Source organism: uncultured Tateyamaria sp., from assembly GCF_947487805.1.
Classification (GTDB): Bacteria; Pseudomonadota; Alphaproteobacteria; order Rhodobacterales; family Rhodobacteraceae; genus Tateyamaria.
This window is the reverse complement of record NZ_CANKXW010000005.1, coordinates 162,530-176,494: the sequence shown is the minus strand read 5'-3', so window position 1 is coordinate 176,494 and position 13,965 is coordinate 162,530. Positions and strand designations below refer to the sequence as shown.

14 protein-coding genes are annotated in these 13,965 nt (G+C 65.5%); 4 read left to right on the top strand and 10 right to left on the bottom strand.

The annotated features are described in order from the left end of the window. Nucleotides 1-46 precede the first annotated feature (46 nt). The 5 genes from Q0949_RS13755 to proS are packed head-to-tail and all read right to left on the bottom strand — an operon-like array spanning nt 47 to nt 4,864. A complete protein-coding gene (locus Q0949_RS13755) occupies nt 47-724 on the bottom strand; it encodes an ABC transporter ATP-binding protein (RefSeq protein ID WP_299373255.1) in 678 nt (225 codons plus the stop codon). Further along, on the bottom strand, nt 717-2,006 hold the full coding sequence (locus Q0949_RS13750) for a lipoprotein-releasing ABC transporter permease subunit (RefSeq protein WP_299373252.1): 1,290 nt from the start codon (nt 2,004-2,006) through the stop codon (nt 717-719). Before Q0949_RS13750 ends, Q0949_RS13755 begins: the two co-directional genes overlap by 8 nt. 51 nt (nt 2,007-2,057) lie before the next feature. After that, nucleotides 2,058-2,564, bottom strand: a complete 507-nt coding sequence (locus Q0949_RS13745) for a DUF2937 family protein (protein WP_299373249.1) — start codon at nt 2,562-2,564, stop codon at nt 2,058-2,060. Beyond that, nucleotides 2,561-3,523 (bottom strand): serine hydrolase domain-containing protein, encoded by a 963-nt coding sequence (locus tag Q0949_RS13740; protein WP_299373246.1) that lies wholly within the window; start codon nt 3,521-3,523, stop codon nt 2,561-2,563. Before Q0949_RS13740 ends, Q0949_RS13745 begins: the two co-directional genes overlap by 4 nt. A gap of 3 nt (nt 3,524-3,526) precedes the next feature. After that, nucleotides 3,527-4,864: a proline--tRNA ligase gene (gene proS, locus Q0949_RS13735; RefSeq protein ID WP_299373244.1), complete on the bottom strand. Its 1,338-nt coding sequence runs from the start codon at nt 4,862-4,864 to the stop codon at nt 3,527-3,529. 233 nt (nt 4,865-5,097) lie between these two features. Between proS and Q0949_RS13730 the strand changes: the two genes are divergently transcribed. The 4 genes from Q0949_RS13730 to Q0949_RS13715 all read left to right on the top strand — a co-directional run bounded on the left by Q0949_RS13730 (nt 5,098) and on the right by Q0949_RS13715 (nt 10,770). Beyond that, nucleotides 5,098-6,174 carry an AI-2E family transporter gene (locus tag Q0949_RS13730; protein WP_299373241.1) on the top strand — a complete coding sequence of 359 codons (1,077 nt, stop codon included), beginning with the start codon at nt 5,098-5,100 and terminating at the stop codon, nt 6,172-6,174. Between the two features lie 2 nt (nt 6,175-6,176). Further along, a complete protein-coding gene (locus Q0949_RS13725; RefSeq protein WP_299373239.1) occupies nt 6,177-6,860 on the top strand; it encodes a DnaA/Hda family protein in 684 nt (227 codons plus the stop codon). Between the two features lie 40 nt (nt 6,861-6,900). After that, a complete protein-coding gene (locus Q0949_RS13720; protein WP_299373237.1) occupies nt 6,901-9,069 on the top strand; it encodes an RNA degradosome polyphosphate kinase in 2,169 nt (722 codons plus the stop codon). A 135-nt stretch (nt 9,070-9,204) separates the two neighbouring features. Beyond that, nucleotides 9,205-10,770 carry a Ppx/GppA family phosphatase gene (locus Q0949_RS13715; protein WP_299373234.1) on the top strand — a complete coding sequence of 522 codons (1,566 nt, stop codon included), beginning with the start codon at nt 9,205-9,207 and terminating at the stop codon, nt 10,768-10,770. Here the strand turns inward: Q0949_RS13715 and Q0949_RS13710 are convergent. Genes Q0949_RS13710 through Q0949_RS13690 form a run of 5 tightly spaced genes read right to left on the bottom strand, consistent with a single transcriptional unit; the run spans nt 10,767 to nt 13,947 of the window. Then, nucleotides 10,767-11,129, bottom strand: coding sequence for a hypothetical protein (locus Q0949_RS13710; RefSeq protein WP_299373231.1), 363 nt, complete (start codon nt 11,127-11,129; stop codon nt 10,767-10,769). The two genes, Q0949_RS13715 and Q0949_RS13710, sit on opposite strands and share 4 nt — an antisense overlap. Nucleotides 11,130-11,146: 17 nt before the next feature. Then, on the bottom strand, nt 11,147-12,148 hold the full coding sequence (locus Q0949_RS13705; protein ID WP_299373229.1) for an endonuclease/exonuclease/phosphatase family protein: 1,002 nt from the start codon (nt 12,146-12,148) through the stop codon (nt 11,147-11,149). Next, on the bottom strand, nt 12,148-12,828 hold the full coding sequence (locus Q0949_RS13700; protein ID WP_299373226.1) for a molecular chaperone DjiA: 681 nt from the start codon (nt 12,826-12,828) through the stop codon (nt 12,148-12,150). The genes Q0949_RS13705 and Q0949_RS13700 overlap by 1 nt, the downstream gene beginning before the upstream one ends. Nucleotides 12,829-12,835: 7 nt before the next feature. Further along, on the bottom strand, nt 12,836-13,339 hold the full coding sequence (locus Q0949_RS13695; RefSeq protein WP_299373223.1) for a GNAT family N-acetyltransferase: 504 nt from the start codon (nt 13,337-13,339) through the stop codon (nt 12,836-12,838). Then, complete coding sequence (locus Q0949_RS13690; RefSeq protein ID WP_299373220.1) at nt 13,336-13,947, bottom strand: VOC family protein; 612 nt, start codon at nt 13,945-13,947, stop codon at nt 13,336-13,338. The genes Q0949_RS13695 and Q0949_RS13690 overlap by 4 nt, the downstream gene beginning before the upstream one ends. Nucleotides 13,948-13,965 lie beyond the last annotated feature (18 nt).

The following is a 13,965-nucleotide window of genomic DNA, read 5'->3' as shown; positions in this document are numbered from 1 at the left end:
CGCCGGTTGCAAAACACTCTGTTTCCAGATCGGGCCCAAAGCCGGATCAGGTCAGGTGCCCGGCCTCCAGCCGTACGGTGCGGTCCATGCGCGCGGCCAGATCGAGGTTGTGGGTGGCGATCAGCGCGGACAGCCCGGTGTCGCGGACCAGTGCCATCAGCGTGCCGAACACCTGGTCGGACGTGGCGGGGTCCAGATTGCCCGTGGGCTCGTCCGCCAGCAGGAGCCGGGGCGCATTGGCCAGCGCCCGGCAGAAGGCCACGCGCTGCTGTTCCCCGCCCGAGAGCGCCGCTGGTCGGTGATCTGCACGGTGGTCGACACCCACGCGGGCCAAGAGCATACGCGCCCGTTCGTCGGCGTCCTTGCGCGCCACCCCGGCGCTGAGCTGTGGCAGAGCGATGTTTTCAAGCGCGGTGAATTCGGGCAGCAGATGGTGGAACTGGTAGATGAACCCGACATCGGCGCGGCGCGCCAGCGTACGCCGCCGGTCGGACCGGCCGGTGAGGTTCTCGCCGCCCAGCGTCACGTGCCCTGCGTCGGGCGTGTCCAGAAGGCCCGCGATGTGCAGGAGCGTGGATTTACCCGCCCCCGACGGGGCCACCAGCGCCACGACCTCTCCCGCGGCGACGGTCAGGTCCACGCCGCGCAGCACATCCACCTGCCCCGGCAGGCCGGGGTTGTAGGTCTTGGTGATCCCTTCGAGGGCCAGCACCGGATCATTCATAGCGCAGCGCCTCTACCGGGTTCATCCGCGCGGCACGCCGGGCGGGAAAGATGGTCACCACAAAGGACAGGCCCAGCGACAGGGCCACGGCGCTGAGGACGTCCTCGGGGTTGAGTTTGGCGGGCAGCGCATAGATGCCGCGGATCGACGGATCCCAGACGCCGCCGCCCATGACGTAGTTCACGAAGGAAAACAGCGGGTCGATATAGATCGCAAAGAGGCAGCCGAGGATCACGCCCATGGCCGTCCCGATGATCCCGGTAAAGGCCCCGCAGATGAAGAAGACGCGCAGCACCGACCCTTCGGTCAGGCCCATGGTGCGCAGGATGCCGATGTCGCGGCCCTTGTTCTTGACCAGCATGATCAGGCCCGAGACGATGTTCATTGCCGCGATCAGGACGAGGATGGACAGGATGATGAACATCACGTTGTCCTCAACCTCGAGCGCGCGCAGAAAGCCGCCCGAAGCGTCGCGCCACGTCCACAACTGCGCCCTTTCGCCGGCCGATTGCAGCAGCGCGCGGGCATAGCTGTCGACGTCTTCGGGGCTGTCGACCATGACCTCGATCTCGTCCACGACGCCTTCGCGGTTGAAAAAGGTCTGCGCCTCGGCCAGCGGCAGGTAGACGCGCACGCGGTCGATGTCATAGCGCCCGGCGGAGAAGATGTACGTGACCTCGTAGGCGTTGATGCGCGGGCTGGTGCCAAAGGCGGTGCGCACGCCGTTGGGCGAGATCAGCTTGATCCGGTCACCCACCTGCGCGCCCAGTTCCTGCGCCACGCCGGAGCCGATGGCGATGCCCTGTTCGAAACGCGCGATGTCGCCCTGCGATGTTTCGGGGTCCGCGATGCGCGGCAGGCTGGCCAGATCCTCGGCCCGCAGGCCATAGACCTGCACGCCCGCATTGCGGCTGCGCAGGTTGCCCATGACCTGGCCCCGCACCAGCGGTGCGGCGCGGGTGACACCGGGCACGGCGCGCAGGTTTTCGGTCATGGCGTCATAGTCGGCGATGGTGCGATCGATACGCCCCGTTTGCGCCGACACCTCTCCGATGTGGTAGACGGTGACATGGGCGTTGGCGCCAAGGATTGTGTCCACGAACTCGGCCCGAAAGCCCGAGCGCACGGCCAGCGTCGCGATCAGGGCAAAGACGGCGAGGGTGATGCCGATCAGGCTGATCCACGTCATGGTGCTGACGCCGCCCTCGGCACGGCGGGCGCGCAGATAGCGCCAGGCGATCATCCACTCAAACGGGGCAAAGGGGGCTGTCTGGTTGGCCATTTTCGGCTCCTGCTCGGGCTGGAGGAGGTGTGGCCCTGTCCGCGCCCGAGGTCAAGTGCCGCGCGCGGACCGCCGCCGGAGCGACAGCGGCCAGAGCAGCAGCTTGATCAGCGCCCAGACCCCCAGCAGGCCGGCGACAAATCCGGTGCCCGCAAAGACAGCGCCGGCCATGTTCAGCGGCACGGCGGGTTCATAGACTTCGAGTGCTGCGCGCGCGACGTCGCCATCGGTCATCCGGGCGGCGTGGTAGGCGCGCATGAACGGCCCCGCATCGTCAAGCACTGCGAGATCGGCCTTGAGCCGCGCGTGCCGGTCGAATGTGCGTTCCATATCCGCGCGCCGGCGTTCGAGGAACTCGGCCCCCTGCATCTGCGCGAGGGCCGCGTCGCGGCTGAGGCCCGAGGCGCTGGCGGAGGCGTCGAAATCCGCGACCACCTGTTCCAGCGCGTCCACCGCCCCGCCCAGACGCTGGGTGTATTGCTGCGAGAATTCAGGGAATTGCGACGCCGCCGCCCCGCCCAGCACACCACCCGACAGGGCAAGGACCCGCAGGATCATTGCACACCCCCATAGACGGCACCCACCAGCGCCGCATCGAGGTCGAACATCATGTCCCGGGACACGCAGGCGTCATAGGCGGCAAGGGCTGCGGCCTTGTCCTGCCAGATCACGGCAAAGCTTCCCTGATTGAACCGGTCCGGAAAGCACCACGCGCCGAAGTGCCAGAAATTGTGCCCGTCGCCATGGGCGCGAAAGGCCATGCCCAGCCCGTAATAGGCGCCGCCCCCTGTGGGCACATGCGGGTAGGCAAAGGGGTCCTGCCCCACGGCGCTGTCCGGTCCGAAATGGCGGTGCAGAAAGGCCAGATGCGCCGCCGGTTCGGCCATCAACCCGCCCCAGGGCTGCATCGCCATCGCGTGCGGGCTCGCCGCGATCCCGTCGCCCAGATCCAGCGCCGCCCGGCAATGGTCAAGATAGGGTGTGCCGGTCACCGCCTCGATCACAAGGCCCAGCAGCGCGTAGTTTTCGTTGTTATAGTGGTAGGTGCCGGGTGTCGCCTCCTGCGTCGTGCGCGCGTTCACGATGCGCAGCACCTGCGCGCTGAAATGTGCGCTATCCGGTGTTGCGCGGTTGAGCCACAGCGCCATGACGCCTTGGGTGTTGTCTGGCGCCAGCCCGCCGCTATGGGTGATCAGCTGCGCCACGGTCACATCCGGTGCCTGGCCCAGCAGATCCGCCAGACGGTCGGACCAGTCAAGCCGCCCCGCCTCCACCAGATCCAGCACGCACAGGGCCGTCACCGATTTGCTGACACTGGCCAGCTCGACCATGCCGGACCCGGTGCGGACCAGATCAAGCCCGTCCGGCCCCGGCAGCGCCGTGGCAATCTGGCCCTGCGTGTCGGCCTTGGCCAACCATGCATCAAAGGCGGCAGTCAGTCTGACGTGCGCGTCGTCCGCGACCGCCGCAGAAGCGGTCAAAACGCAAAACACGACCGACAGGACACGCCGCCACATCACCTAGACCCCAGCGTAAATCTCCGCGACCTTCTGCACTGCGGCCTCGGGCGTCATCTCTTCGCTCTCGCCGGTGCGGCGCGAGGTCAGTTCGACCACCCCGTTCTTGAGCCCACGCGGCCCCACGGTGATGCGCCACGGCAGGCCGATCAGGTCCATCGTCGCAAACTTGCCACCCGCGCGTTCGTTGCGGTCATCATAAAGCGGCTCAAGCCCCAGCGCCGTCAGGCTTTGGTACAGCGCGTCGCAGGCACCATCGGCCTCTGCGTCGCCCTGTTTCAGGTTCACGATCCCGCAATGGAACGGCGTGACACCTTCGGGCCAGATGATGCCCTTGTCGTCGTGGCTGGCCTCGATGATGGCACCCAGCAGGCGGGACACACCGATGCCGTGGCTGCCCATGTGCACGGGCGATTGCTTGCCATCGGGGCCCTGCACCACGGCATTCAGCGCCTCGGAATACTTGGTGCCAAAGTAAAAGATCTGCCCCACCTCGATGCCGCGCGCCACACGGCGGCGCTCTTCCGGGATGGCATTGAACAACGCTTCGTCATGGGTTTCGTCGGTGCGGGCATAGAGGTTGGTGAACTCCTCCATCACGCCTGCGCACTGGGCCACGTCGTTATAGTCGATGTCGCGGTCGCCAAAGCTCAGATCCGTGACGGCACTGTCATAGAACACCTCGCTCTCGCCGGTGTCGGCCAGCACGAGGAACTCATGGGTGTCATCGCCGCCGATGGGGCCGGAATCCGCGCGCATCGGGATCGCCTGCAACCCCATCCGCTCGTAGGTGCGCAGATAGCTCACCAGATGGCGATTGTAGCTGTGCATCGCATCTTCCTTGGTGAGGTCAAAGTTGTAGCCGTCCTTCATCAGGAATTCACGGCCGCGCATCACGCCAAAGCGCGGGCGGATCTCGTCGCGGAATTTCCACTGGATCTGGTACATGGTCAGCGGCAGATCCTTGTAGCTGCCGACATGGGCGCGGAAGATATCTGTGATCAGCTCTTCGGCGGTGGGCGTGAACAGCATCTCGCGGTCATGGCGATCCTTGATGCGCAGCATCTCGGCCCCGTAGGCGTCATAGCGCCCGCTTTCCCGCCACAGGTCCGCCGACTGGATGGTGGGCATCAGCATCGCCATGTGTCCGGCGCGGGCCTGTTCCTCGTGCACGATATTCTCGATCTTGCGCAGCACCTTGAAGCCCAGAGGCAGCCACGAATAGATGCCCGCGCTGGCCTGTTTGATCATGCCGGCCCGCAGCATCAAACGGTGGCTGACGATCTGCGCCTCGCTCGGGTTTTCTTTCAGCACAGGCAGGAAATATCGGCTCAAACGCATCTACGCGCTCCTCATCAAGTTTCGTCCTGATTAGGCCAATCGCACGGCCCCCGCAACGGCCCGCGCCCGGTTTCGCACAAATCGCACAGGCCCGGGCTGCGCGCCGGGGCGCAGCCCCCAAAATAATCGCGTGCGCGTCAGCGCGCATTTGGATCACGCCACGTCCATCAACACCCTTGAAGAACCGGGCAAAACGCCGCATTTGTTGCACATCAACCACATGCGGAGACACCATGGCCCTGCCGGTTCGCGATCAGTTCAAGTATTGGGGGATTGCGGCGGCGGTCTTCTTTCTGTTGCTCTATGCGCTGGGGGATCAGCTGCTGCCCTTCTTTCTGGGTGCGGCCATCGCCTATTTCCTCGACCCGGTCGCCGACTGGCTTGAGGCGCGCGGGTGCAGCCGGGGGCTGGCCACGGGCATCATCACCGTCACCGCCATCATCATCTTTGTGGTTCTGGCGCTGTTGGTTGTGCCCACGCTGGTCGAACAGGCGATCCAGCTCTTTAACGCGGCCCCACAGCTGGCGCGGGATCTGGGTGCCTTCCTGACTGAGCGGTTCCCCAGTCTGCTCGACGAAGGCTCGACCATCCGCCAGACGCTGAACTCGCTGGGTCAGACGATCTCCGACCGGGGCGGGCAGTTGCTGAACTCCGCGCTGACCTCGGCGGCAAGCCTGATCAACGTTGTGGTCCTTTTTATCATCGTGCCGGTCGTGGCCGTCTACCTCCTGCTCGACTGGGACCGGATGATTGCGCGCGTGAACGGGCTGCTGCCGCTGGATCACGCGCCGGTCATCCGCCGGCTGGCCTCGGAGATTGACGGCACTCTGGCCGGGTTCATCCGTGGCATGGGCACCGTCTGCCTGATCCTCGGGACCTATTACGCCATCGCGCTGATGCTGATCGGCCTGCAATTCGGGCTTGTTGTGGGCTTTGTCGCCGGGCTGCTGACCTTTATCCCGTATGTCGGCGCGCTGGTGGGTGGTGCGCTGGCCATCGGGCTTGCGCTGTTCCAGTTCTGGGGCGAATGGCACTGGATTGTCGCCGTCGCCATCGTCTTTGGCATCGGTCAGGTGGTCGAAGGCAATATTCTCACCCCCAAACTGGTTGGCGAAAGCGTGGGCCTGCACCCCGTCTGGCTGATCCTCGCCCTGTCCGTCTTTGGCGCGCTCTTTGGTTTTGTCGGCATGCTCGTGGCGGTGCCCATGGCCGCAGCCCTCGGCGTGTTCGTCCGCTTTCTCATCGAGAAATACCAGGACAGCCGCCTTTACCGCGGCATCGAGGCGGACGAAACCGAGGCCCGAGACTGATCATGGCCACGCAGCTTGGATTTGACCTGCCCGTGCGCGCCGCATCGGGGCGCGACGATTTCATGGTCGCCCCGTCCAACGCGGTGGCGCTGGCCATGATCGACAACTGGGCCGCGTGGCCCCTGGGCAAGTTGGCGCTGACTGGCCCCACAGGCGCGGGCAAGACGCACTTGGCCCAGGTCTGGGCCGCAGCCAGCGGGGCGCAGATCCTGACCGCATCGCAGCTGCCACAGCACGATATCGCCGCACTGGCCCATGCCCCCACAGCGGTCGAGGACGTGGACCGGATCGCAAGTGACATGGACGCACAAACCGCCCTTTTCCATCTGCACAACATGCTGCAAGCCGCAGGCCACCCCCTGCTGATGACGGGCACCGCGCACCCGGCCCACTGGCGGCTGTCCCTGCCCGACCTGCAAAGCCGCGTGGACGCCGCCGGGCACGCCGCCCTCGAGGCACCCGATGACAGCCTGCTGGCCGCCGTGGTCGCCAAGCTTTTCGCCGACCGCCAGCTTGCCCCCCACCCCGGCGTCATCGCCTATCTCACCACCCGGATGGAGCGCAGCTTTGCCGCGGCCCAGCAGATCGTGCGCGATCTGGACGCCGCCAGCCTCGCCCGCAAAAAGCCCATCACCCGGGCCCTCGCGGCGGAAGTGCTGGACAATACCGGCCCCCACGGGGGATAAACGTCATTCAAACGTCACACCGAATTGACATACCCCCCGAATGACAAACGCAGATTTCCTGACCTCCCCCTTTCCGCAGGCCGTCGCCATCGACGATCTGGACACCACTGGTCCGGGCCGGTTTTTCAACCGTGAACTCAGCTGGCTGGGCTTCAACTGGCGTGTGCTGGAAGAGGCGGAAAACCCCCGCGTGCCGCTGCTGGAACGGCTGCGGTTCCTGTCGATCTCTGCGGGCAACCTCGACGAATTCTACACCGTGCGCGTGGCGGGCCTGCGCGAACTGGCCATTGCGGGCAACACCACCCCCGCCGCCGACGGGCTGACGCCCGCGCAACAGCTGACCCTGATCAACGAAGATGCCCGCCAGCTGATCCAGCACCAAACCCAGGTCCTGAACGCCCTCAAGGACGAGATGGAGACGCAAGGCATCGACATCCTCACAGGCGGCGAACTGACCGACGCGGACCTTGCCCACCTCGAGGACGTGTTCCTTAACCAGGTCTTTGCCGTCCTGTCACCGCTGGCCATCGACCCCGCGCACCCGTTCCCGTTCATCCCCAACATGGGCTATGCGCTGGCCCTGCAACTCGAACGCAAGTCAGACAAACGCACCCTTCAGGCACTGCTGCCGATCCCGGCACAGATCGACCGGTTCATCCCCCTGCCGGGGGACGGGCAACGCTTTCTCCCGCTCGAGGAACTGCTGGTGCTCAAGACACCCAACCTGTTCCCCGGCTACAAGCTCAAGGCGCATTTCGGTTTCCGCGTGCTGCGCGACAGCGATCTCGAAGTCGAGGACGAGGCCGAAGACCTGGTGCGCGAATTCGAGGTCGCCCTGAAACGCCGCCGCCGCGGCGAGGTGGTGCGCCTGACCCACTCGGCGGGCGCGCCCAAGGCGCTCAAGGCCGTGATCATGGAAGAGCTGGGCGTGAGCGACGCCGAAGTCATCGAGGTCGACGGCATGATCGGCATGTCCGACATGTCCGAAATGGTGCTCGACACTCGCCCCGACCTGCTGTGGCCCTCCTTCACCCCGCGCGTGCCCGAACGCGTCACCGATTTCGAAGGCGACATGCTGGCGGCGATCCGGCAAAAGGATATGCTGCTGCACCACCCCTACGAGACCTTCGACATGGTGGTCCGCTTTCTCCAGCAGGCTGCACGCGACCCGCAGGTCGTGGCGATCAAACAGACGCTCTACCGCACCTCGAAAAACAGCCCCATCGTCGAGGCGCTCTGCGAGGCCGCCGAGGACGGCAAATCCGTCACCGCCCTTGTGGAACTCAAGGCACGTTTTGACGAGGCCGCCAATATCCGCCAGTCGCGCAGGCTGGAACGCGCGGGCGCGCATGTGGTCTATGGCTTTCTCGATCTGAAAACCCATGCCAAGATCAGCACGGTGGTCCGCCGCGAGGGCAAGAACCTCGTGACCTACACCCATTACGGCACCGGCAACTACCACCCGATCACGGCGCGCATCTATACGGATGTTTCGCTGTTCACCTGCGACGCCAAACTGGGGCGCGATGCCACCAAGGTCTTCAACTACCTGTCGGGCTACGCCCCGCCCGAAGGGCTGGACAACCTCGCCATCTCGCCCACCAACCTCAAAACCCGCCTGCTCGACATGATCGCCGCCGAGGCGGAGCACGCCCGCAACGGCCAACCGGCCGAGATCTGGGCCAAGATGAACTCGCTCATCGACAGTGAGGTGATCGACGCGCTCTATGCCGCAGGCCAGGCCGGCGTCAGGATCAGCCTCGTCATCCGCGGCATCTGCGGCCTGCGCCCCGGCATCAAGGGGTTCTCCGACAACATCCGCGTCAAATCCATCGTCGGCCGTTTTCTCGAACATTCGCGCATCGTCTGCTTTGGCAACGGCCACGGGCTGCCGTCGAAAAAGGCGCGCGTGTTCATCTCCTCCGCCGACTGGATGGGCCGCAACCTCAACCGCCGCGTCGAAACCCTGGTCGAAATCGAAAATGCCACAGTCAAGGCCCAGATCGTCAGCCAGGTCATGGCCGCCAACCTCGCCGATGTGGCCCAAAGCTGGATCATGGGCCCGGACGGACAGTTCACAAGGCCCGAACTGACCGAAGGCACCTTTGCTTTCAACTGCCACCGCTTCTTTATGGAAAACCCCTCGCTGTCAGGGCGCGGCTCCGCCGGTGCATCCGACGTGCCCAAACTGACCCATACCGAAGACTGAAATCCCCACCCCAAGGGTCGGCGGGTGGGCGCCTTTCGGCGTCAGCCGAAACAGAGCCGCCCGGCGGCGCACATCCATTGACCCGGCCCGCCCGCTGGTCCATCAACACAGCACCACATGTGCCACGGGGGGTCCATGACCGCACTGACCGAACCGCAAATCGACAGCGGCCTCTTCGACCGCCCGCTGTTCGAAGACCCCTCCGCCCGGGCCCTGTCGCGCGTGGGCGTGGTCGATGTAGGCTCCAACTCCGTCCGCCTCGTCGTCTTTGACGGGGCCGCCCGCAGCCCCGCCTATTTCTACAACGAAAAGATCATGTGTGCGCTGGGCGCGGGCCTGTCGGACAGCGGGCACCTCAACCCCACAGGCCGCGTCCGCGCGCTCAACGCGTTGAAACGGTTCAAGATGCTGGCCGACGGCATGGGTCTGTCGGGCCTCACGGTGGTGGCCACGGCGGCCGTGCGTGACGCCAGCGACGGGCTCGACTTCTGCGCAGACGTCCTGCGCGAAACCGGCCTCAACGTCCGCATCATCGATGGCCGGGAAGAGGCGCGCCTGTCGGCCCAGGGCGTCCTTCTGGGCTGGCCGGGATCCTACGGGCTTGTCTGCGACATTGGCGGCTCGTCGATGGAACTGGCCGAAATCTCGGGCGGCAATGTAGGCCGCCGGGTCACCTCCGATCTGGGCCCGCTCAAGCTCCAGACCCTGCGCGGCGGCAAGAAGGGCCGCCGCCGCCACATCAAGGACACGATCGAGGCGCTGCAGGCCGAAATGGGCACCCAGCGGGACCGCCTGTTCCTGGTGGGCGGGTCCTGGCGCGCCATCGCCCGCGTGGACATGCACCGCCGCGGCTACCCGCTGCACGTGCTGCACGAATACCGGATGACGCCGCAATCAGTGCAGCGCACCGCCAAGTTCATCGCCGAACACGCCGACCACACCGAATTGCGCCTCGCCTGCGGCATCTCCAGCACGCGGATGGCGCTGGTCCCGCTGGCCGCCGAGGTGCTCGCCCGGCTGGTCAAGACGTTCCGCCCCAAGGACATCGCCGTGTCCAGCTATGGCATCCGCGAGGGGATGCTCTATGAACAGATGCCCCAGCGCCTGCGCGACCGCGATCCCCTGATCGAGGCCTGCCGCTTTGCCGAGGCCAAGGACGCGCGCATGCCGGGGTTTGGCAAGGCGCTCTATGCGTTCATTGAACCGCTCTTCAAATCCGCCCCCTTTGCCCGCAAGCGCCTGATCAAGGCCGCCTGCCTGCTGCACGATGTCAGCTGGCGCGCCCACCCCGACTACCGCGCCGAAGTCTGTTTCGACAACGCCACCCGCGCCAATCTGGGTGGGCTCAAACATGGCGAGCGGATCTTTCTCGGCCTCGCGCTGCTTCACCGCTATACCAACAAGCGCGAAGGCACCCATTTCGAAGACCTCTACGACTTGCTGGACGACGCCTCGCGGCAACATGCGGAGATTGCGGGCAAGGCCATGCGCTTTGGTGCGATGCTGTGGATGGAGAAGGACGCCGACCGGGCCGTGTTCAAATGGTTTCCCAAGAAACGCATCCTCGAACTGCACCTCAGCCCCGATGCCCTGCCGCTCTTTGGCGAGGTGGCCGAGGCGCGGCTGAATTCGCTGGCAGATTCCATGGGGGCCACGGTCGAGGTCAAGAAACGCCGCCGCAAGGCGACAGATGCTTCTTAAATATCGATCTCGGGCGCAGGGGTCGCATCGGGCACATCCGGTTTGCGCCGGATGATGATGTCGCCATTGTCGAGGATCTCGGGCGCCTCATAGACGCTCCAGTCCTGCACATCTTCAAGAAGGCCGCGCATCGCCGGCCCCATCTGTGTCACGAAATCGCGCATTGCCGGGCCCATATCCTCGGCCAGCCCCTGCAAATCCTCGAGCGCGGGTTCCATTTCGCGCATCAAACCTTCCATCAGCATCTGCGCGCCCCGCTCCATCAGGGACCAGCCCTCGTCGGGCGGGTCTGCGTCCTGTGCGTGGACGGGGGCTGCGGCCAGGGCAAGCCAGAACGGGATCACGAAATACTTAACCATTACGCTTATATGGGGTGTCAGATGTCGATATCCAAGCTCACCGGGAAATGGTCCGATGCGGTGACAAGCGCGTCGCGCAAGTCAGGCCGCCGCCAGCATTCGGGATCATCCAGCGGATGCCAGATGCGCCAGCGCGGCGCGCGCGCCGCGAGATCAGGCGACACCATCACGTAATCCAGCAGCGCCTGAAGATATCTCTGCTCCGGCTTGATCCAGAACCGCGCGGTCGTGGGCGTAGCCCCCAGACGGCGTTGCAGCGCCTGGCGCGCATGGGGATCGAAAAGCGCGTCGGCGCCCGTGCCCATGATGATCTCGACCGAAGATCGGCCAAAGAGGTCCTCGTATTCATCAAGACCCGGACCGTCATTCAGATCCCCCATCAGCACCAGCGGGGTGCCTTGCGCCATATGCGCCGCCACCCGCGCCCGCAGCCAGATGGCCTGTGCCAGTTGCTTGCGCCGGTTGGCAATGGATATGCGCATCACATCGTCCCGATTGCGCGCGCCGTGCGGGGCCTTGGATTTCAGATGTGCACCGATCATCCGCACTTGCAGCCCGGACGAAGTACGCACGTCCAGTTCCAGCGGCGGTTTGGAGAACACCACCCGATCCTCGGTCGCATCGATATCCAGATCGATCGCAAATTCCGCATCAAAGCGCGGCGCGCCGTCGTGGACTTCCGGGTCATGGGTCACGCTCAGCGCATCGGGATCGTAAAGCAGCGCGATTTCCTGCTGCGTGTCGTTGGAAAAGCCCAGCACGGCGCGCCGCGCCCGGATGCCCGCATGGGCGGCAAAGGTCTCAAGTGCGGTGACCGTGCTGCGGCTGCGGCCATTGTCGGGCGCTTCGATCACCATCACCGCATCTGCGTCCAGCGCGCGGAACACGGTGGTCACCGCGTCGATCTGATCCCGCCGGGTCACGTCATGCCGGGACGACCGCGCATCGTCGCGCAAGAGCGCGCCCGCATCATCAAAGAGCGTGTTCATCCATTCAACGTTATAGGTCGCGATCCGCATCAGCCGCGTTCGCTCTGGATGTCTTCCCACGCGCGATTGATGTCGATCATCCGTTTCTCGGCCAGGCGCACCGCCTCTTCGGGGACACCGCGGGCCATCATCGCGTCGGGGTGGTTTTCCCGCACCAGCTTGCGCCAGACCGTGCGCATGGCATCAACGTCCATATCGGGCGTGACACCCAGCACCGAATAGGGATCGGGTGCAGCATCCGGCACGAAACGCGCGCGCAAGGCCCTGAAATCACTGTCGGAAATGGAAAATATATGCGCCACTTCTTCGAGGAAGGCATCCTCGTTCGGGTGATAGAACCCGTCGGCCATCGCGATGTGAAAAAGGCCCTCCATCAGGTCGGTCAGGGTTTCGGGCTGGCCGGCGAACATCGCATGGATGCGTGTGGCATATTCCTCGAACCCCGCCACGTCCGTGCGCGCCAGGTTGAACACCCGCGCGGCCCCCGCCTCGTCCTTGGCGGCGATGTGGAACACCTCGCGAAAAGCCGTCACCTCGTCGCGCGTCACATGCCCGTCGGCCTTGGCCATCTTGGCCCCCAGCGCGATCACCGCGATGGCAAAGGCCACGCTGCGTTCGGGTGGGGCGCGCAGCTTGTCGAAAATGGCCGTCAGCCCTTCTCCGGCAGAGAGGGCGGCAAGCGCGTCGGAAATGCGGGACCACAGGCTCATATCGGCACTATACGGGATCGGCGGGCGCGATGTTAGCGTCGTCCGACGCGGTCAGCAGCTTTTGCATCAGGATCAGGTCGAGCCAGCGCCCGTCCTTGCGCCCGACCTGCGGCAGGTGGCCGGACATCTCAAAGCCGAGACCGGCGTGGAAGGCGACCGCGCCTGCGTTGTCGCCACTGATCGCGGCGACCATGACATGGTGGCCTGCGTCGCGCGCCGTGGCCATCAGGCGGCGCATCAGCGCGCTGCCCTGCCCCAGCCCGCGCGCCTTGGGGGACAGAAAGATCGAGTGTTCGACCGTCGCGGCATAGCCGGGCCCGGACCGGAACGGCCCGAAGGTGGCAAAGCCGCCCGCGTCCTCCAGCACCAGCACCGGGCGCGTGGCGATCATCCGGGCGATGTCCGCAGGCGTCTTGAGCGTGCTGGTAAAGGTGATGGTCGTGCCGGAGATCACGTCATTCCACAGCGCGGTAATCCAGTCGGCGTCGGCCTCAATCGCGGCACGGATCATAGGGTGCGGTCCCCGTGCGGCGTGGCGAATTCGGCCTGCATTGCGGGTGCGGGCCCCTGTTCAACCGCCACGCGGTCATCGCGCAGATGCGCGCCCAGCGCAACTTCCAGCGTTAGGGCATCCGGGTGGATCAGGGTGAACCGTTTCAGGCGCACCCCGGTCGGCGCCAGCGCACGGGCCGGGTGCACGCCCTCGGGCCAACAGATCAGCGCAGGCCACAGGTTGTCAAAGGGCGTCGTGCCGTCATCGGACACCGCCATCTGCCAGTGCAGATCACCGCGGTGGACATCGACGGGTGCGCCTGCGCCTTCGGGCATCTCGGGCAGCGCGCGCGCCATATCCTTGACCGAACAGGCCCAGTTGGACAGGCGCGCAGGCCCGGTGAATCGGTCCAGATCGTACCAACGCGGCCGCGTAGGCGCCGCAACCGCCGGGTTTGGCGCAATCGCTTCGAGGTAGAGGCCGTCCTCCAGCCCCATGAGCGCGTTGTGCGTCTGAAACACGGCGTGGGTGCCGCCGGGCTGCATCGCGACGCCCAGCGCGTCCTCGATATGGGCGCGGGCGGCGTCCAGTTCCGTGCCGCCCACCACAAGGTGATCAAATTGCATGCCCGCCTCCTGCCGACC